This is a genomic window from Prochlorococcus marinus str. NATL2A (genome assembly GCF_000012465.1).
Taxonomy (GTDB): Bacteria; Cyanobacteriota; Cyanobacteriia; order PCC-6307; family Cyanobiaceae; genus Prochlorococcus_B; species Prochlorococcus_B marinus_B.
Genome location: NC_007335.2, coordinates 536892 through 554578 on the forward strand (window position 1 = coordinate 536892; position 17687 = coordinate 554578).

The window sequence follows — 17687 nt, forward strand, 5'->3', positions numbered from 1 at the left end:
TTCTAACTAATTAACCGGAGCTATCAATGGCTAAAAAGTATGATGCTGGAGTTAAGGAGTATAGAGATACTTACTTCACTCCTGATTACGTCCCCCTAGATACTGATCTACTTGCATGTTTTAAATGCACAGGTCAGGAAGGTGTACCTAAAGAAGAAGTTGCAGCAGCTGTTGCGGCTGAATCATCTACAGGTACATGGTCAACAGTTTGGTCAGAATTACTTGTAGATCTTGAATTCTACAAAGGCCGCTGTTACCGCATTGAAGATGTCCCTGGTGACAAGGATGCCTTCTATGCATTTATTGCTTATCCCTTAGATCTTTTTGAAGAAGGATCTATAACTAACGTTTTGACATCACTTGTTGGAAACGTCTTTGGTTTTAAAGCTTTGCGTCATCTTCGACTTGAAGATATTCGCTTCCCAATGGCATTTATCAAAACCTGCGGCGGACCACCTAGTGGAATAGTAGTTGAACGTGATCGTCTTAATAAATACGGTCGTCCATTACTTGGTTGTACTATTAAGCCAAAACTTGGTCTTTCTGGTAAAAACTACGGTCGTGTTGTTTACGAATGCCTTCGTGGTGGTCTTGATCTAACTAAAGATGATGAGAATATCAATTCTCAGCCATTCCAGCGTTGGAGAGAGCGTTTTGAATTTGTTGCTGAAGCGGTAAAGCTAGCTCAACAGGAAACTGGTGAAGTTAAAGGTCACTACCTGAATTGCACAGCAACTACTCCTGAAGAGATGTATAAGCGTGCTGAGTTCGCTAAAGAACTTGACATGCCAATCATCATGCATGACTACATAACTGGTGGTTTTACTGCTAATACAGGTCTTGCTAATTGGTGCCGTGAAAATGGCATGCTTCTTCATATTCACCGTGCTATGCATGCGGTTATCGACCGTCATCCTCAGCATGGTATCCACTTCAGAGTTCTTGCTAAGTGTTTGCGTCTATCTGGCGGAGATCAACTTCATACCGGAACAGTTGTTGGAAAACTAGAAGGAGATCGTCAAACAACTCTTGGTTATATCGATAACCTACGTGAATCCTTTGTTCCTGAAGACCGTACTCGCGGTAACTTCTTTGATCAAGATTGGGGTTCTATGCCTGGTGTATTTGCTGTGGCATCTGGTGGTATTCATGTTTGGCATATGCCAGCATTGCTTGCAATCTTTGGAGATGATTCATGTCTCCAATTTGGAGGTGGTACCCATGGACACCCTTGGGGATCAGCTGCTGGTGCGGCCGCTAACCGAGTAGCTCTAGAGGCATGTGTGAAAGCGCGTAATGCAGGCAGAGAAATCGAAAAAGAAAGTCGCGATATCCTTCTAGAAGCCGCAAAGCATAGCCCTGAGTTGGCAATTGCTCTTGAGACATGGAAGGAGATTAAGTTCGAATTCGATACAGTCGATAAACTCGACGTTCAGTAGAAAAGATATAGAGGTGACATTATAAGTTGCCTCTAACTTTCTTAAATTCACTAGTCGATAACTAAATCGACTTTCACTCATTCACTAACTTAAGTTCACCATGCCTTTCCAGAGCACAGTAGGTGACTATCAAACAGTCGCCACCCTGGAAACATTCGGCTTCTTACCGCCGATGACCCAGGACGAAATCTACGATCAAATCGCTTATATCATTGCTCAGGGTTGGAGCCCGGTTATTGAGCATGTTCAGCCAAGTGGTTCAATGCAGACTTATTGGTCTTATTGGAAGTTACCTTTCTTTGGCGAGAAAGATTTAAATTTGGTTGTTAGCGAGTTAGAAGCTTGCCATAGAGCATATCCTGACCATCACGTTCGTATCGTTGGATATGACGCGTATACACAAAGTCAAGGTACTTGCTTTGTAGTTTTCCAAGGCCGCTAGATTAGTAGTCTTTTATTAATTAGCCCCGAAACATCTTTGGGGCTAATAATTCTTTAGAGAATTAAAAATTATTTTTTGTAACCTCTCCATTGGGTTGATATGGCAAAACAAACAAGTCGACAATTAGTTCTTGAACGCCGCCAGGCTCTTAGTCAAGGAGGCAAAAATGCATCTATTAAAGGCGGCTCTACAGCTAATAGAGTCCGTTCTTCTGCTGATGCAAGAGCTACTAGGACAAACTCTGGTTTTGTGAAACCCAATAAATCTATTGCTAGTGCAAATAATTCTTCCTCTCAATCAAGTACTAGTAGTTTTCAATTAAGTACCTCTGGGAGCGCAAGTAGTTCAAGATCATATAGAAGTTCCGTAGCGCAACCAAGTCGTCAGCTTGTTATTGCAAGAAGAGAAGCATTGTCACGTAGAGGTAAATCTGCAGATAATACTAAAGATATAACTCGTGTTGAGCTTGAAAGGAAAAAGGTTCAGAGTGCTCCTTCTTATGACGCAAAAAATGCCGAACATTGTTGTCCAGAATGTGAGCAAAAAGCTTTAGAAGAGACTAGTAATACAACCCAAAAACCAGAGATCAGTTTGAAATTGAATAAGAGAACTACTGATCACCGTTCAACTGTAAAAAGAAAAGCAATTACGAATTCAAGTAGAGCTTTTGTTTTGGCTCGGAGAGAAGCCTTGTCAAAACATGGTAAGTCTGCAGGGAAACAACCAACTACAGCTGCATCAGTTGCTCGACAAGGTAATCCAGATTTAACGACTAAGGAAATAGCTCAACGAGTTAGAGAACTTAAAAGTAAAACAGGTGCCACTGGATCAAAACGCACATCAGTAACTCGTCCATGTGGTCCAAATAAGAATGGAGCGAAGCAAAATGCTAGTGTCCCTGATGCTCATTGGAAAGTTGGTATAAGTGAGACGTCTACTGGACAAATTGTTACCGGTACTCAGGCGAATAGATCTTTGAAAACTACTGGTAATGAGGCAAGTACATGCCGTTCAATAACTGGTACTCAGTATTTAGGTTCAGAAGTTATTGATTCTTTCTGTAATGGATCAAATACCCAGATAAGTCAGCCTGCAAAAGTTGCAGTTACAAGTACTAGTCATGGAAATCTTGTAACTGGTAACGAGGTTGGTAGATCAGAGAAGGTTACGGGTGACGAACCAGGAACTTGTAAAAACCTTACTGGGACTGAATATATTTCTGCGAATCAATCTAATAATTATTGCGGAGGCGTTAACCCTTCACCCTCAAAAATTGGCTATAGCCAGACTATTGATGGTCAAAAAGTCAGTGGAACAATGACAGGAAGGTCCGCTTTAGTTACTGGAAATGAAGCCGGATCAAATAAAGGTTTAACTGGCGATCAGTATTTAGGATCTGATCCACTACCTTCTGGTAGACCAGCAGAAAAGGTTGGCTCACTAACGACAATTCGCGGGAACGGAGTAACTGGTACCGATGTCTCTAGAAGAGAGAACGTTACAGGTAATGAGGCTGGTAGTTGTAAGAACGTGACTGGAGATGAGTATGTGGGTGCTGGGCAATTTGATTCTTTTTGTGGAAGCAAGCCTGCTCCTGATCCAGCAAAAGTTGGTCTAAGTATTACCAATAAAACTCAATCAGTTAGTGGAACTATGACAGGTAGATCGCATCTCGTAACAGGAGATGAACCTGGTACATGTAAAGCAGTAACAGGTACTCCCTATGCAGGATTAGATCAGGCAAATCAATGGTGTGACAATTCTGCATCATCTGAGGTAGAGGCTAGAACTCCTAGGAAAACTGGTACTCCTGGAGCAAGATTGACTGGTCAGCAGCCAGGTATAGGCGGAAAAATGACAGGTGCTCATAAAGGCGCTTGTGAGCCTTTAACTGGAACTCCTTATGTAGGAGGCGATCAACTAGCAGACAATTGTGGTATTTCAACTTCTCCCGAAGGTTATGCTCATCAGGAAACTACTGAAAAAGCAGCTGCATGGACAAGTTTCAGTGTGAAATCTCCTGCAAGGCAAGCACACATTCAAAATGAAATTAATGCAGGTGTCACCGGTACGAGTTACGAAGATAGTTCAAGAATTACTGGTCCATTCGACATGGCTGCAAACAAAGTGACAGGTACTGAACAATTTCGCTTTGACAGAAAACCATCAAACTCTACAAATAATAAAGTTGATCAAATAGTTAATGAAGAATCTAAGCAACGCCCAACCTCACAAATAACAGGAGAAGGACAATCCGCAGGATTGAATATAACTGGTGATGATTGGGCTAGAGGAGAGCATGTCACTGGAACAGAAGGGGCATCTGCTAAGCGTAGAAATCCTTCTCGTCCAGGACCAATGAGTGCAATGAATGCAGCTGAATTAAAAAGAAACCAAGAGGTTCCCGAACCAGACTTCCTGATCACTGGTTCTAGTGGCAATACAAGGGATGGCCAATTGGTTACTTTCTCTGGTGGAGCAAGAGGTTAAATAGTCAATGGCCTATCGTAATTTGGCCAAGAAATCTCGTCGTGGGCCTACAGCTCCTATGAAGAGGTTTATCGACCTAGAGACAAAGAATTTGAATTCTGAAGTTATTAAAACTACTAATTCTTTCTCCGATGAAATAAAAACTATTAGCTCTTTTTCTACTGATCATCCCTTAACCAATTCTCAGGAAAACCAGAAGTTAAATCAATACGAAAATAAGGTTAAAGGTCGATTTGACAATATTGTTCCTCTTTTAAAAAGAGTATCTAGTCTTCAAAATGATTTGAATTTTGTAGAAAGAGCTCAAAATTTATGTCGATCAGAATTAGGTTATGAGTTGCCATTGCATATACTTGAAAAGGCGTGGGTTGGAAGTATAGACATAAGTGCCTTGTTTGCATGGTGTGTTTTTCAGTCACACCAATTAACGAGTAATGAATTTTTTAATTCAGATCCAATAGAGGGATCTGAAAATAGTCAATATGCTAAATCTTTTCAGTCATTTCTCTATCAATGTGGGTTTCATCTTTTAGATATAACTCCTTGTGCAGATGGTCGATTAGCTCATGCTATTTCTTATGCATTACGTATACCTTTTAGCTCTGTTAGGAGGCGTTCTCATGCAGGTGCACTATTTGATATTGAAAAAACAGTTAATCGTTGGATTAAAACCGAACATAGTAGATATAGAGAGTCAACTCCGAATTCTGCAACTGAGCCAACAAGATATTTAAAATCAGTAATCTATCATTTTAGTTCTGTTGATCCTACACACCAAGGATGTGCTGCTCATGGTAGTAATGATGAATTAGCAGCATCAGAAGGCCTACAGCGATTATTAGATTTTAGGGAAGCAGTCGAAAATAGTTTTTGTTGTGGTGCCTCTGTTGATTTGCTTTTAATTGGTATTGATACGGATACAGATGCAATAAGAGTTCATACACCTTCGAAAACTAATGAAGTTGATTTGAAATCATGGGTTTGTGCAAATGAAATATACAAAGAGACTCAATTTCTAAAAGCTGAAGAGGCTCTTCAAAAAATTCAAGAAAACATCAAAAGGGTTTGCCCTGGAGAAACAGATCCAAATATGGTTATGTTTATTACCAGACTCATTTCAAATAATATTTCTCAAATTGATTATGTTAAGAATTTTCATTCCGGAAGCTACCAAGATGCAGGTCATGCTGAGAGGTTTATTGGTGTAGGTATTGGTTTTAAAGAAGTTCACTTAAGGAATCTTACTTATTTTGCTCATTTGGAGACTGTTGAACAAGGAGCTCCTGATCTAGATGTCGGAGTGAAAATTTTTACAGGTCTCAATATCTCTAGGAGTTTACCAATCCCTATTGTTATTCGCTTTGATTATTCAGGTAGTGTCCCTCATGCAAGGAATAGAGCATTATCTGATTGTCATAGAATTAATGAGGCTATTAAGTCTCGTTATCGAGATTTAATAGATAATGGTTCACTTCACACATTTCTTACTATTCGAGATCGAGATAAAAAGGCTCCTGCAGAAGTTGTAGGCTCTTCCCTCGATCCAGTCACTCAGGAGGCTCACTAAATGCTCATTTGTAAAGTTCTCAAACCACTTGTCTCAACCAATCGTATTCCAGGCTTTGAACATAAGCATTTACAGGTTGTATTGGACGGCAGCTCAAAAAAAGTTGCTGTTGATGCTGTTGGATGTAAACCAGATGATTGGGTTATATGTGTAGGAAGTTCTGCCGCTCGCGAAGCTGCTGGAAGCAAGTCTTATCCAAGTGATTTAACTATTGTTGGAATTATTGACCATTGGGATCCAGAGACACAGCAACAGATATCAGGAGGAGCAAAGTAATGGAGATAATGCAAGTTATGGGACGCTTGGTTTGTACACAAAGAGTGGAAGGGTTAGGACATATGCATTTAAGAATATTGTGTAATAACAAAGGTAAAAGACTTGTGGCTGTTGACCCTGTCGGTGCACGAGAAGGTAATTGGGTTTTTACTGCAACAGGAACCGCTGCGAGGTGGGGGTGCCCAGACCCTAATGTTCAAACTGATTTAACTATTGGTGGGATTATTGATCATTGGAATCCTGATGATTAGCCTGACTGCTATTCAATAAAACTTGATTTTATAAATTCCTAACTATGACTAACTCTTCAAATCGTCGACCAAAAAGTAGTAATAAAACTATTAAGCCTAAAGATCAGGTTGTTGATGTTACTCCTTTGAATTCAACCACTAAATCAAAAAACTCTTCAAGGATACAGTCTTCCTCAGCTGAAAAAGCATCTAATACTAAAAGCATTCCTAGTGCTAAAAATCTATCCAATGCTTCCGGGGGTGGGGGCTCATTTAATGCCCGAATTGGACAAAACAAAGCTTTTGAAACTAAGTCAAATTTTGGAATAGCTCTAGGAATGATTGAAACTCGTGGTCTTGTACCAGCAATAGAAGCAGCAGATGCAATGACTAAGGCTGCTGAAGTTAATTTGATCGTTAAAGAACTCGTTGGTGGAGGATATGTAACAGTAATGGTTCGTGGTGAGACTGGTGCTGTAAATGCTTCAGTAAGAGCAGGTGCTGATGCCTGTGAGCGCGTTGGAGATGGATTAGTAGCTGCACATATCATTGCCCGACCTCATGGCGAGATTGAGCCAGCATTGAGAGGAAGTGGAGCAAAAAGGAGAAGTTAAGTAGTTTTTGATTTATAAATTATTTCTTCAATCAATTCACGATGTAGTAGTTTTTATAAGAGAGAAGGTTTTTTCATGGAAGGGTGGAGGCAAAAAAAAAGACCAGAGTGTCTAGAAAAAAGATTCGAATTTCAATCTTATGAAAAAAATAGAGATTTTCTTGATGCACTAGGAGAATATTGCGAGAAGGTTAATCGCTTCCCCGATATAAGTTTTGGCAAGACTTATGCAAATATAACCATCAGGCCTGAAGAAAATAATGTAAAAGAGGAAATATCAAATGATGATCATGATTTCGCAAGTGAAATAGATTTTTTAAATAAACAAGAAGAAAATTAATCTTCTTCTTTTGGTTGTTCTAGGTCTCTTTTGATTAATGCCATCAAGTAGGAGGGGGTTTTATATCTTCCTGGTAAGCAGCGATTTAGAGTCTCTAAGTGGCTCCAGCAAACAGTTCTTTGAATCTGATCAGCGGTACGTCCTTGTTGCAAAAGCCTCCTAAGTGCTTTGCAATAAAGAGGGTATCCTGCTTCTAATTCGCCAATGGTCAACTTGGCAGTGGACATTGTGTATTGCTAATCAATAATTAACTTAGTCAATAATGGGGCCACTTAGCAAAGTGGCAAGGCTCGATTTAGTCATAATGTTGTTTTTTACTTTTTGTTTTCTAACCAAGCGATGCAATCTATCTCAATCTTTCCTCCTTTAGGAAGCTTTGATACTTCAACGCATGCTCTTGCGGGACTTACTGTTTTGTTGAAAGTTTCTGCATAAATTTCATTTACTTTTGCGAAATCATTTAAATCCGTTAAGTAGATGGTTGTTCTTATTACAGCTGAACTTTTTCCTCCAGCGGCTTCAACTACAGCCATTAAATTTTTTAGAACTTGTCTAGTTTCTTCTTCTATATTTCCATTCCCGACCATTACACCAGTTGAAGGGTCTAAAGCAATTTGTCCTGAGCAATATAAGTAGTTTTCAACCAAAATAGCTTGGTTGTAGGGACCAACGGGCTTAGGCGCAAATTTTGTTTCTATGGCCTCAATCGATGAACTTTTCATGAATGATTAGACTTTAATGAATAGATTTGATACACAAATTAGAATTTAACATTTCCATCTATCTTTGTGTTTCCTTAGCATTGTAAATTTCTCGACATTTTCTGCTATTAAAAATAAATTTGTTTTTCTTTCTTCTGAGAGTGTTGATGGGAGACTAGACATTCCCTTTTGAAGTTTTTTTTGAATAAGCTTTAGTCTTTCGATGATAGAAATATTTCCAGGCTCTAATGATAGGGCCCATTTTAAGTTGCTTTCTGTGTATTCATGAGCTGGGTATATTTCAGTGTTTTCTGGAAGAGAATTAAGTTTATATAAACTTTCAAACATTTGAACAGGACTACCTTCTAGTAGACGACCACAACCCCCTCCAAATAGCGTATCTCCTGGGAATAGTATATTACATTTAGCATTTTGTTTTGATATGTAAAAAGCTATATGGTTGTCAGTGTGACCATGCACTTCGATAACTTTAATCTCAGCATCCATTAAATTAAAAATATCATTATCGTCAACCGAAAATGTTTGAAAAGGTATTCTTTTATGTTCTTTTTTTGATGCAACTACCTTTGCCTCTGGCCATGTTTTGATTAACTTTTGTGTTCCACCAATATGGTCATCATGATGATGTGTTTGAAGGATAGCTTTTAATGATAGGTTCTTTTCTAAAAGCCATTTTTCTACTGGGCCTGATATGGAGGGATCTACTACCACTGCATTGCAATTGTGGACCCATACCCATACGATATTGTCCTGTAAGACATTAATTGGGTGAATAGTGAAGTCGCTTTTTTTCCCTAACATTGTTTCTTTAGGTAATGGAGTAATTAGAGTCCATTTCAAGGGTTTTTGACATGTTTACTGTTGCATTAGCTAAAGGTGCCTTATTGCAAGAATCAGTCTCAATGTTTTCTGACGTTGGACTTGATTTCTCTGCTGTTTTAGACGATAGCAATCGGCAATTAATGGTTCCGTCAGCTTGTGGCCGTGCTAAAGCTCTTTTGGTGAGGAATAGCGATGTTCCTGTTTACGTATCTTATGGTCAGGCGCAACTAGGAATAGTGGGTTTTGATGTATTACAAGAGCAAAAATTGCAAGTGTCTAATTTAGTTGACCTTGGATTTGGAGAGTGTCATATGTCGGTTGCAGTTAAATCCAGCAGTGGTTATTTGAGTGCTTCTGATCTGCCACCAAACTGTCGCGTGGCAAGTAAATTCACTAACTGCGCAAAGCATTTTTTTGATCAAATTGATTTGCCCGTTCAATTGGTACATTTGAGTGGATCTGTTGAACTGGGTCCCATAACGGGTATGGCTGAAGCAATCGTTGATTTAGTCGCAACTGGTCGTACTCTTAGAGATAATGGTCTTGTAGAAATTGAAGAACTTTTTAAATCAAGTGCTCGGCTTGTCGGTCATCCACTATCCCTGAGACTTGATAAAGGGCCACTTCAAGAAATTATTGATTCAATTCAAATCCAATCTCAGACAAACCTCCTTTCTGATGGCAAAAAATGATTTTCGAAGAATTAAGAAACTTGGAAAGTATTTAAAAAGAGAAAAAAAACGTTTAATTCTCATACTTTTAATATTAATACCTGTTGCATTAGCTGGTTCGATCCAACCACTGCTTGTAGGGCAAGCTATTTCTGTCTTAAGAGGAGAAGATACAATAGCTTTTTTTAATAATTTGCCTAAGGAATTAACTATTAATTTTATAATAGGAATATTATTCATAACAGTATTACTTAGGCTTGGATTACAGGGATTTCAGTCATACAATATTCAGTCTGTAGGCCAGAGATTGACGGCACGTATTAGGAATGATTTATTTGCTCATTCCATGTCATTATCTTTGCGTTTTCACGACAAAATGCCTGTTGGTAAATTACTTACAAGATTAACTAGTGATGTTGATGCATTGTCAGAAGTGTTTGGTAGTGGAGCTGTTGGTGTTTTGGCTGACTTTGTAAGTCTTATCGTTATATCAATAACAATGATTTTAATAGAATGGAGGTTAGGTCTTCTCCTTTTGATTGTTCAAATACCTGTTACGTTATTTATACTCTGGCTTCAAAAACGTTATCGAAAACAAAATTATAAAGTTAGAGAAGAACTTTCCCAATTAAATGCAAATTTCCAGGAAAATCTGCAAGGCTTAGAAGTTGTTCAAATGTTTAGAAGACAATCATTAAATGGTCAAAACTTTTTCAAAACTGGAACTAATTATAAAAATGCAGTAAACGGTATAATCTTTTACGATAGTAGCATTTCTGCGTTTATTGAATGGGTCTCATTAGCTGCAGTGGCCTTAGTTATTTCTCTGGGAGGTTATATGGTTACAGCAGGGGCGATGGGATTAGGAACTTTAACGACATTTATTCTTTATTCACAAAGACTATTTGAACCTTTAAGACAGTTAGCAGAAAGATTTACACAAATACAGGGAGGGTTAACAGCAGTTGAGAGAATAGGTGAATTGCTTGAGAAGAAAATTGAGATTTATGATCATATTAACCACAAAGCTGAAAATAAAGAATCATTAAATTCAAATAAGACTGTTCTTGGTGAAGTTTTATTTGAAAATGTAAGTTTTTTTTATAGAGAAGATGAACCAATAATAAATGATCTAAGTTTCAAAATTAAACCAGGCGAGCATGTTGCTCTTGTAGGTCCAACTGGTTCTGGGAAGACTACTTTAATTAGGTTATTATGTAGACTTTATGAACCTCAGAAGGGAAACATATATATAGATGGTCAAAATATTAAAAGTATCCCTATCGATTCATTGAGGAAACAACTTGGAGTTGTTCTTCAAGATACTTTCCTTTTTAGCGGAAATGTTGCAGATAATCTACGTTTAGATTCTTCAATAGATAATCAACGCTTAAAAGATGTATGTAGTGACTTAGGTCTTGATAATTTATTGAGAAAGTTGCCAAATGGTTTAGATACTTATATTCGAGAAAGAGGAGGAAATCTTTCTTCAGGTGAGAGACAGCTTTTGTCTATAGCAAGAGTTGCAATAAGAGATCCAAAAATATTAATCATGGATGAAGCAACTGCTTTTATGGATCCATCTACTGAGGCAACTTTACAAAGAGATCTTGATAGATTATTAGAAAAAAGGACAGCACTTGTGATTGCTCATAGATTGGCAACAATAGAAGCTTCTGATCGAATCTTAGTAATGAGAAAAGGAAGTCTTATTGAAGAAGGTACCCATGAAGAATTGAGGGCTTTAGGTGGACTTTATTCGCAACTTTCTGAATTGCAAGAAAAAGGTCTCGCAACTATCTAATTAGGATTAATTTATGATTAATTTAGGATCAACAAAAATTGGAATGTCAGGATGGAAAAATGAAAAACTTCTTTCTGATGAAACTTTGAAAAATATATACGGAAAACAAGCTTTTCAATATTTTAACCAAACTAATTCATCTCTCTTTGTATTTAGTCATTCAAAGTCTTTTGATTTAATTGAACTTGAGCAACTTCTTCAAGCAGTAGGTTGGGGAAGAAGGCCTCTTAGAAGAGTAAAACGTGCACTTGATAATAGTTTAATTAAGGTTGGTCTATGGCAGCATGATCCTAAATTTCCAAAGTTGATTGGATTTGCAAGATGTACAGGTGACGGAATTATTGACGCAACAATCTGGGATGTGGCTATAAACCCTGTTTATCAAGGTTATGGATTAGGAAAGCAACTAATGGAATATTTAATGAAGAGTTTAAAAAGAGAAGGTATTAGTAGAGTAACTTTATTTGCTGATTCTGATGTTATTACTTTTTATAAAAGGCAAGGATGGACTTTAGAGCCAAAAGGTAATAAATGTGCATTTTGGTATTCAAACTGATTGGTTAGATAGGGATTAGAAAATCATGAATTATATTCTTTTGAAAGATAATCTATGTCAAAACCCTGACGCCACTTATTTCTTAATTTAGCATTTTTAATTGCACGTTTTATTATATTTGAATTTGTCCACTTTATATCATCTGTATATATATTTTCTCTAATACGCTTTACTTTAGTCTTTTTAGTAATTCTTGTTATCAAGTCGATATCTTCCATTATTTTCAAGGAAGAATACCCTCCTGTATTAGAATAGAGATCTTTATGTATTAGTAGGCCTTGATCTCCATAAGGATGTTGTAAGAAATAACTTCTTAGTGCTACTGCTATTTCTAAAAATCTGAATTCTAAATTATGTTTTTTGATTTTAAAGTCAAAATACCATGCAAAATTTTCTGACTTTTTATTTTGTATTATTTGAGATAAATTTTTAAACCAAGTGGGTCTTAGTCTACTATCGGCATGTAGAAATAAAAGCCAATCTCCTCTTGCATTTGATGCACCTTTTTTTAATTGATAGCCTCTATTCTTTTTACTGCTTTTAATAACATCTATTCCTTGTATTTGTGCAATCGAAATAGTTAAATCTATACTTCCTCCATCAACTATGATTAATTCAAAATTATATGGCCATTCATTTAAATCAGCAAGAAGAAGAGGGAGGTGATCCGCTTCATTTAAAGTTGGTATGATGATGCTGAGAGCAGGAATTTTTTGTGATCTAGCCATGGTGACAAATCCATAATATTATCCAGATCATTTTTAGTTTGAAGTAGTTGATAATCGATTTGATTGAAGGATGCTAATCGAATTGTTTCTTTTAGGACTTTATCGCTTCCCCAACTGATACCAGAAAATGGCCAGGCACATAAAGGATTTAAAAGTTTATTTGATAGACCTATAAGCCAATATCCTCCATCATTTGAAGGTCCTAAAACCATTTCTTTATGATTAAGTATTTGAATAGCTTGAATTAATTCAAAATGTGAAATTGATGGTAAATCACTGCCAATAATTAAGATAGGATTTTGAATTTGGTGAGAAAGATTTTTTTCCGAATGAGTCTTTGAAAACTGTCTTTTCATTTTTGTTCCTAGATTGCCAGGGCCTTGAATCTCAACCGTTTTGATTTTATTTAATACGGCCCATTTTTTTGCGGCTTTAATCCCAATTCCATCGATTGCAACTTTTATTTCTGCAAGACCTTTTTTTTGAATCTCTTTGGCAACTTTAATTGTGTGATTCGTTAGTTTCTCTTGGATTTTTGCTGCTTTAAAAGCCCCTATATCCTTTGCTAATCGACTTTTACATCTAAATATCGCGTGCCATTTCGTCATTAAAACAATAGTTGGTTTGCTATTCACAGAAAGTTTTTTTGTGCTTTTTGTTTTACTGATAGCCAGATTCATAGCTTCTCATCTCAAACCATTCTATGTTTTTGAAGCTTAAGTTACTATTTATTGCATCTGATTAAATTTTGTTCTGAAAAAAATAAATTCACACTTGCATTTATTTCCCTAATCAATTGCAATAGTTGCTTTTAGAATAATGTATTAAAAATTTTACAACTGGATTCCCAAATTTAAGAATGACTCATAAAGGTTTTTAGCTACACTCATATTCCATTAAGTAATGCCTGTGCCAACTCGGGATGAGCTATGGACGAAGGTGCAGCAATTACTGCAAAAGAATTTAAGTAAGCCTTCATATGAGACATGGATACGTCCGGCTGAATTCTTTGATTTCAAAGATGGATGCTTGACTTTGATTGCTCCAAATAGTTTCTCAAGTGATTGGTTAAGGAAAAATTACTCTCAAACAATTGAGGAGATTGCATCAGAGATATTTGGCCATGAAGTTAAAGTATGTATAAAAGTTAAGGAAGAATTTTCATCAAACAAAAGCAATAAGAAAAAGAATTATTCAAATGTAGAAGCAAATTCTATTGCCACTAGTGAGAATTACGACGTTAAATCTAAACAAACTCAAATAAAAAAATTTTTACCGAGTTTGAATCTTCGATATGTTTTTAATAGATTTGTTGTTGGTCCTAATAGCCGGATGGCTCATGCTGCTGCAATGGCAGTAGCCGAGGCCCCTGGTCGGGAATTTAATCCATTATTTATTTGTGGGGGGGTTGGCCTAGGTAAAACACATCTAATGCAATCTATAGGTCATTACAGGTTGGAAATCGATCCAGGAGCAAAGGTTGCATATGTTTCTACTGAGACTTTTACCAATGATTTAATAGTTGCAATCAGAAAAGATGGAATGCAAGCTTTCAGAAATAGATATAGAGAAGCTGATTTGATTTTGGTTGACGATATTCAATTTATAGAAGGTAAGGAATATACTCAGGAAGAATTCTTCCATACATTTAATGCTTTGCATGAGGCAGGCAGGCAAATTGTTCTTACAAGTGATAGGCCTCCAAGTCAAATACCTCGTTTACAAGAACGATTGATTTCAAGATTCTCAATGGGACTAATTGCAGATATCCAAGCGCCCGATTTGGAGACGAGAATGGCAATATTACAAAAAAAAGCTGAGCATGAAAGAATGCGTTTGCCAAGAGATTTGATTCAGTTTATTGCTGGACGATTCACTTCTAATATAAGAGAGTTAGAGGGAGCGTTTACTCGTGCTGTCGCATTTGCCTCTATAACTGGGTTGCCAATGACAGTGGAATCAGTAGCACCAATGCTTGATCCTACTGGACAAGGAGTAGAAGTTAAGCCTAAGCAAGTACTAGAAAAAGTAGCTGAGGTCTTTGGAGTTACCGAGGAGGAAATGCGTAGTCCAAGTAGACGTAGGCCTGTTAGTCAGGCAAGACAGGTAGGCATGTATTTAATGCGTCATGGGACAGATTTAAGTCTTCCTCGTATTGGAGAATCTTTTGGGGGAAAGGACCATACAACAGTTATGTATGCCATTGAACAAGTAGAAAAAAAATTATCAAGTGAGCCACAATTAGCAAGTCAAGTTCAAAAAGTTAAGGATCTTCTTCAGATCGATTCACGGAAACGTCGTTAAATTTAATATTGGATAGTGAGAGAGATTTTATATTTATTAATTAAACTGTATGGGATTTTGATCTAGCCTATTTCGTGTAGGTATTTTAGGGCCTAGATCACTACCATCAATATTTGCTGTGCGTTCAAGAGCTTGTCTAAATAATCTCCCTGATAATAAAGGCATATCTCTCGGCACTGAAATTCTATCTCGGAGGTAACGTAATGCAGAGGCACTATTCTCCTCTGGACGGCAATCTTTTTTTGAAATCATTGAAGTTAAGGCTGCTCTCAATGGCTGATCAAATAATTTATTTTTCATTGGGCTTACAGAAACGATCCTTTCTTTATGTCTGATCACTCTTTCTAAAGCTAATGCCTCAAAATGTTGTTCCGATTTTTGGTCAACTTTGAAATCTACTAGTTCTAATTGTCCTAATCCAGCACCTATATCAATTTCTTGGGCAAATAATTGTTGGTTTTTATTTGAATAAGTAAAGCAACCTCCCATTTGAGGAGGTAAATCATGAGCATGAGTATGAAAATCTCCTTGAGTCCCTCTATACTCCTCAAGTTTCTCAAGGTTTTTAAGCCATATATTTATAATAGGATGCTCTTCTCTCAATGAATATCCTTTGTAGTAAGCCAATGAGGCATTCATTCTTTCAACATATGGAATGAAAATTACGTCTGCTGATCCAGGCTTTTCGCCATTCTTTGTTGAGACAGGTGTTAGCCACCTTGAAGCATTTTTTTGTAGTTCTTTTTCAAATTTATTTGCAACATTTTTGAAATTCTCTTTCTTTTGTTCTTCTTGGGCTTGGAAAAGAGAGTTGCGACATAACCAGTTACACCATGATGAAAATAGTTCTCTTTCAAGTCTCCTATGCTCTAAGACTTTATTCTCATTTAGAGATTGACCTAAAGGACCATAAATTTCTTCTAACACAAATAGGATCTCATCACTTTCTGTGATTACATGATTTTCAATTTCTATTGCAGGAAGCATTCCTGAGGGCACTTTTTTTAAATACCATCTTTCCTTTTCTCCGTAGCAACGCATTGTGACTTTTTTAATCCGGTAAGGAATATTTTTAAGCTCTAACCAAATCCAAACTTTTTGGCAATAAGGACACCAAGCATGATTGTCTCTGTAAAGAGTAACAATTGCCTGAGACTCATTTTTATTAAAAAGACGTAGTGAGGAATATGGGTTGTTTAACCCATTGATTTGATCAACTGGATCGGCTGCATATATTGCTAATTCTTCCCAACTCATTGCATTTCTGGTTGGATTCATTTATTTCAACGAGAATAGGGAAATAATACTAGGTTGCAAAATTGAAAAGTTCTTTTGATTTAATTGTCATTGGTGCAGGATCCGGTGGATTAGCTGCTGCAAAGAAAGCAGCAAGTTATGGAGCATCTGTAGCGATCGTTGAGGGTGATCTTGTCGGAGGAACGTGTGTAATAAGAGGTTGCGTTCCTAAAAAATTATTAGTTTGTGGCTCTTCTCTCTTGGAGAGTTTTTTGTCTGCAACATCTTATGGCTTTGATTTTGATAATATAAAGATCAAGTCAGAAGTTTTATTAGCTAATATTCGGAAGGAAGTGCAAAGGCTGAATGAATTACACGAGAATTTTTTAAATAAAGCTAATGTTGAGCTTTTTAAAGGTTGGGGTGAGTTTAGAAATTCAAATTGTGTTGAAGTAAAAGATCGAAAAAATGGAGAGACTTTAAATGAACTTTATGGAGAAAGAATTTTGATTGCAGTGGGAGGCAGACCTAAAAGACCAAGTATCGAAGGTGCATCTTTAGGATGGACCAGTGATGATATGTTTCTTCTTAAGAGCTTTCCGAAAAAAATTACAATTGTTGGTGCAGGCTATATTGCTTGCGAATTTGCATGCATATTGCATGGTTTAGGTGTTGAGGTTACTCAATTAGTAAGAGGTGACAGGATTTTAAGAGGGTTTGACTTTGAACTTTCTTCAGCATTAACCGAGGCAATGAAAAACAAAGGAGTTAACATAAGCTTTGGCGAGCAGATTTCTTCACTAAAAGGAACTCCTGGATCTTTAATTATAAAAACAAATGCAGGTAAAGAGTTTGACTCGAATGGATTGCTTTTCGCTACTGGCAGAGAGCCATTTTTAGATGGGTTGAAGTTAGAACAAGTGGGTATAGAAATTCTTGAAAATAAAATTAAAGTTGATAGTGAAGGTAAAACAAATATTTCTAATATCTTTGCCATTGGAGATGTAACTGACAGGATTAACTTGACACCTGTCGCAATTGATGAGGGTAGAAAGTTTGCTGATAGAAATTATGGCGAATCAGATCATAAGGTTAATTATAATTTTGTTCCTTATGCTGTATTTAGTCAGCCTGAAATAGCTTCTGTGGGCATGACTGAAGAGAAGGCTATCCAGTCGATGGGGAAAGATAACATTAAAGTATATAGATCAATATTTAGACCCTTATCTAAATCATTGCCAAAGACTGGCTCTAAATGTATTTTAAAGCTAATAGTTGATAAAAATAATAATAAAGTTTTGGGATGTCACATGATTGGTGATAATGCATCTGAAATCATTCAGATGGCATCAATCTCTCTAATGTTAGGAGCTAAAAAATCTGACTTTGATAATACAATGGCCTTGCATCCTACAATAGCCGAGGAATTCGTGACAATGAGATGATT

19 protein-coding genes are annotated in these 17687 nt (G+C 36.9%); 13 read left to right on the forward strand and 6 right to left on the reverse strand.

What is annotated here, in order from left to right; translation table 11 throughout:
* Positions 1–26: 26 nt before the first annotated feature.
* The 8 genes from PMN2A_RS02860 (at position 27) to PMN2A_RS02895 (ending at position 7397) form a co-directional block, all read left to right on the forward strand.
* Positions 27–1439 carry a form I ribulose bisphosphate carboxylase large subunit gene (locus PMN2A_RS02860; protein WP_011294510.1) on the forward strand — a complete coding sequence of 471 codons (1413 nt, stop codon included), beginning with the start codon at positions 27–29 and terminating at the stop codon, positions 1437–1439.
* A gap of 100 nt (positions 1440–1539) precedes the next feature.
* The gene (locus PMN2A_RS02865) at positions 1540–1881 is read left to right on the forward strand and encodes a ribulose bisphosphate carboxylase small subunit (RefSeq protein ID WP_011294511.1); all 342 of its coding nucleotides are present in this window, start codon (positions 1540–1542) and stop codon (positions 1879–1881) included.
* Positions 1882–1980: 99 nt separating this feature from the next.
* The gene (gene csoS2 / locus PMN2A_RS02870) at positions 1981–4371 is read left to right on the forward strand and encodes a carboxysome assembly protein CsoS2 (protein WP_011294512.1); all 2391 of its coding nucleotides are present in this window, start codon (positions 1981–1983) and stop codon (positions 4369–4371) included.
* A 7-nt stretch (positions 4372–4378) separates the two neighbouring features.
* Positions 4379–5938 carry a carboxysome shell carbonic anhydrase gene (locus PMN2A_RS02875; protein WP_011294513.1) on the forward strand — a complete coding sequence of 520 codons (1560 nt, stop codon included), beginning with the start codon at positions 4379–4381 and terminating at the stop codon, positions 5936–5938.
* On the forward strand, positions 5939–6214 hold the full coding sequence (locus PMN2A_RS02880) for a carboxysome peptide A (RefSeq protein ID WP_011294514.1): 276 nt from the start codon (positions 5939–5941) through the stop codon (positions 6212–6214).
* The gene (locus PMN2A_RS02885) at positions 6214–6465 is read left to right on the forward strand and encodes a carboxysome peptide B (protein ID WP_011294515.1); all 252 of its coding nucleotides are present in this window, start codon (positions 6214–6216) and stop codon (positions 6463–6465) included. The genes PMN2A_RS02880 and PMN2A_RS02885 overlap by 1 nt, the downstream gene beginning before the upstream one ends.
* A 44-nt stretch (positions 6466–6509) precedes the next feature.
* Positions 6510–7058, forward strand: coding sequence for a BMC domain-containing protein (locus PMN2A_RS11070; RefSeq protein ID WP_011294516.1), 549 nt, complete (start codon positions 6510–6512; stop codon positions 7056–7058).
* A 75-nt stretch (positions 7059–7133) separates the two neighbouring features.
* Positions 7134–7397, forward strand: coding sequence for a 4a-hydroxytetrahydrobiopterin dehydratase (locus tag PMN2A_RS02895; RefSeq protein ID WP_011294517.1), 264 nt, complete (start codon positions 7134–7136; stop codon positions 7395–7397).
* On the opposite strand, the gene PMN2A_RS02900 is transcribed toward PMN2A_RS02895, so the two are convergent.
* The 3 genes from PMN2A_RS02900 to gloB all read right to left on the reverse strand — a co-directional run bounded on the left by PMN2A_RS02900 (position 7394) and on the right by gloB (position 8920).
* Entirely contained in the window at positions 7394–7624 is a 231-nt protein-coding gene (locus PMN2A_RS02900; RefSeq protein WP_011294518.1) for a DUF3136 domain-containing protein, read from the reverse strand. The two genes, PMN2A_RS02895 and PMN2A_RS02900, sit on opposite strands and share 4 nt — an antisense overlap.
* A gap of 87 nt (positions 7625–7711) precedes the next feature.
* Positions 7712–8119: a RidA family protein gene (locus PMN2A_RS02905; RefSeq protein ID WP_011294519.1), complete on the reverse strand. Its 408-nt coding sequence runs from the start codon at positions 8117–8119 to the stop codon at positions 7712–7714.
* Positions 8120–8164: 45 nt separating this feature from the next.
* Entirely contained in the window at positions 8165–8920 is a 756-nt protein-coding gene (gene gloB, locus PMN2A_RS02910) for a hydroxyacylglutathione hydrolase (RefSeq protein WP_041711155.1), read from the reverse strand.
* Positions 8921–8970: 50 nt separating this feature from the next.
* On the opposite strand from gloB, the gene hisG reads away from it, so the two are divergent.
* The 3 genes from hisG to PMN2A_RS02925 are packed head-to-tail and all read left to right on the forward strand — an operon-like array spanning position 8971 to position 11972.
* Positions 8971–9633, forward strand: coding sequence for an ATP phosphoribosyltransferase (gene hisG / locus PMN2A_RS02915; protein WP_011294521.1), 663 nt, complete (start codon positions 8971–8973; stop codon positions 9631–9633).
* A complete protein-coding gene (locus PMN2A_RS02920) occupies positions 9620–11416 on the forward strand; it encodes an ABC transporter ATP-binding protein (protein ID WP_011294522.1) in 1797 nt (598 codons plus the stop codon). Before hisG ends, PMN2A_RS02920 begins: the two co-directional genes overlap by 14 nt.
* Before the next feature lie 13 nt (positions 11417–11429).
* Positions 11430–11972, forward strand: a complete 543-nt coding sequence (locus tag PMN2A_RS02925; protein WP_011294523.1) for a GNAT family N-acetyltransferase — start codon at positions 11430–11432, stop codon at positions 11970–11972.
* Between the two features lie 23 nt (positions 11973–11995).
* Here the strand turns inward: PMN2A_RS02925 and PMN2A_RS02930 are convergent, their stop codons facing one another.
* A complete protein-coding gene (locus PMN2A_RS02930; protein ID WP_011294524.1) occupies positions 11996–12700 on the reverse strand; it encodes a TIGR04283 family arsenosugar biosynthesis glycosyltransferase in 705 nt (234 codons plus the stop codon).
* Positions 12649–13380 carry a TIGR04282 family arsenosugar biosynthesis glycosyltransferase gene (locus PMN2A_RS02935; RefSeq protein ID WP_011294525.1) on the reverse strand — a complete coding sequence of 244 codons (732 nt, stop codon included), beginning with the start codon at positions 13378–13380 and terminating at the stop codon, positions 12649–12651. Before PMN2A_RS02935 ends, PMN2A_RS02930 begins: the two co-directional genes overlap by 52 nt.
* Before the next feature lie 223 nt (positions 13381–13603).
* Between PMN2A_RS02935 and dnaA the strand changes: the two genes are divergently transcribed.
* Positions 13604–15004, forward strand: a complete 1401-nt coding sequence (dnaA, locus tag PMN2A_RS02940) for a chromosomal replication initiator protein DnaA (RefSeq protein ID WP_011293535.1) — start codon at positions 13604–13606, stop codon at positions 15002–15004.
* Positions 15005–15040: 36 nt separating this feature from the next.
* Here dnaA and PMN2A_RS02945 read toward each other — a convergent pair whose 3' ends face one another.
* Complete coding sequence (locus tag PMN2A_RS02945; RefSeq protein ID WP_011293536.1) at positions 15041–16282, reverse strand: glutathione S-transferase; 1242 nt, start codon at positions 16280–16282, stop codon at positions 15041–15043.
* 41 nt (positions 16283–16323) lie between these two features.
* On the opposite strand from PMN2A_RS02945, the gene gorA reads away from it, so the two are divergent.
* Positions 16324–17685 (forward strand): glutathione-disulfide reductase, encoded by a 1362-nt coding sequence (gorA, locus tag PMN2A_RS02950; protein ID WP_011293537.1) that lies wholly within the window; start codon positions 16324–16326, stop codon positions 17683–17685.
* Positions 17686–17687 lie beyond the last annotated feature (2 nt).

Bases quoted from the DNA above. Each gene is read 5' to 3' on its own strand.
- PMN2A_RS02860 (WP_011294510.1), top strand. From the start codon at position 27: ATGGCTAAAAAGTATGATGCTGGAGTTAAGGAGTATAGAGATACTTAC.
- PMN2A_RS02865 (WP_011294511.1), top strand. From the start codon at position 1,540: ATGCCTTTCCAGAGCACAGTAGGTGACTATCAAACAGTCGCCACCCTG.
- csoS2 (WP_011294512.1), top strand. From the start codon at position 1,981: ATGGCAAAACAAACAAGTCGACAATTAGTTCTTGAACGCCGCCAGGCT.
- PMN2A_RS02875 (WP_011294513.1), top strand. From the start codon at position 4,379: ATGGCCTATCGTAATTTGGCCAAGAAATCTCGTCGTGGGCCTACAGCT.
- PMN2A_RS02880 (WP_011294514.1), top strand. From the start codon at position 5,939: ATGCTCATTTGTAAAGTTCTCAAACCACTTGTCTCAACCAATCGTATT.
- PMN2A_RS02885 (WP_011294515.1), top strand. From the start codon at position 6,214: ATGGAGATAATGCAAGTTATGGGACGCTTGGTTTGTACACAAAGAGTG.
- PMN2A_RS11070 (WP_011294516.1), top strand. From the start codon at position 6,510: ATGACTAACTCTTCAAATCGTCGACCAAAAAGTAGTAATAAAACTATT.
- PMN2A_RS02895 (WP_011294517.1), top strand. From the start codon at position 7,134: ATGGAAGGGTGGAGGCAAAAAAAAAGACCAGAGTGTCTAGAAAAAAGA.
- PMN2A_RS02900 (WP_011294518.1), bottom strand. From the start codon at position 7,624: ATGTCCACTGCCAAGTTGACCATTGGCGAATTAGAAGCAGGATACCCT.
- PMN2A_RS02905 (WP_011294519.1), bottom strand. From the start codon at position 8,119: ATGAAAAGTTCATCGATTGAGGCCATAGAAACAAAATTTGCGCCTAAG.
- gloB (WP_041711155.1), bottom strand. From the start codon at position 8,920: ATGTTAGGGAAAAAAAGCGACTTCACTATTCACCCAATTAATGTCTTA.
- hisG (WP_011294521.1), top strand. From the start codon at position 8,971: ATGTTTACTGTTGCATTAGCTAAAGGTGCCTTATTGCAAGAATCAGTC.
- PMN2A_RS02920 (WP_011294522.1), top strand. From the start codon at position 9,620: ATGGCAAAAAATGATTTTCGAAGAATTAAGAAACTTGGAAAGTATTTA.
- PMN2A_RS02925 (WP_011294523.1), top strand. From the start codon at position 11,430: ATGATTAATTTAGGATCAACAAAAATTGGAATGTCAGGATGGAAAAAT.
- PMN2A_RS02930 (WP_011294524.1), bottom strand. From the start codon at position 12,700: ATGGCTAGATCACAAAAAATTCCTGCTCTCAGCATCATCATACCAACT.
- PMN2A_RS02935 (WP_011294525.1), bottom strand. From the start codon at position 13,380: ATGAATCTGGCTATCAGTAAAACAAAAAGCACAAAAAAACTTTCTGTG.
- dnaA (WP_011293535.1), top strand. From the start codon at position 13,604: ATGCCTGTGCCAACTCGGGATGAGCTATGGACGAAGGTGCAGCAATTA.
- PMN2A_RS02945 (WP_011293536.1), bottom strand. From the start codon at position 16,282: ATGAATCCAACCAGAAATGCAATGAGTTGGGAAGAATTAGCAATATAT.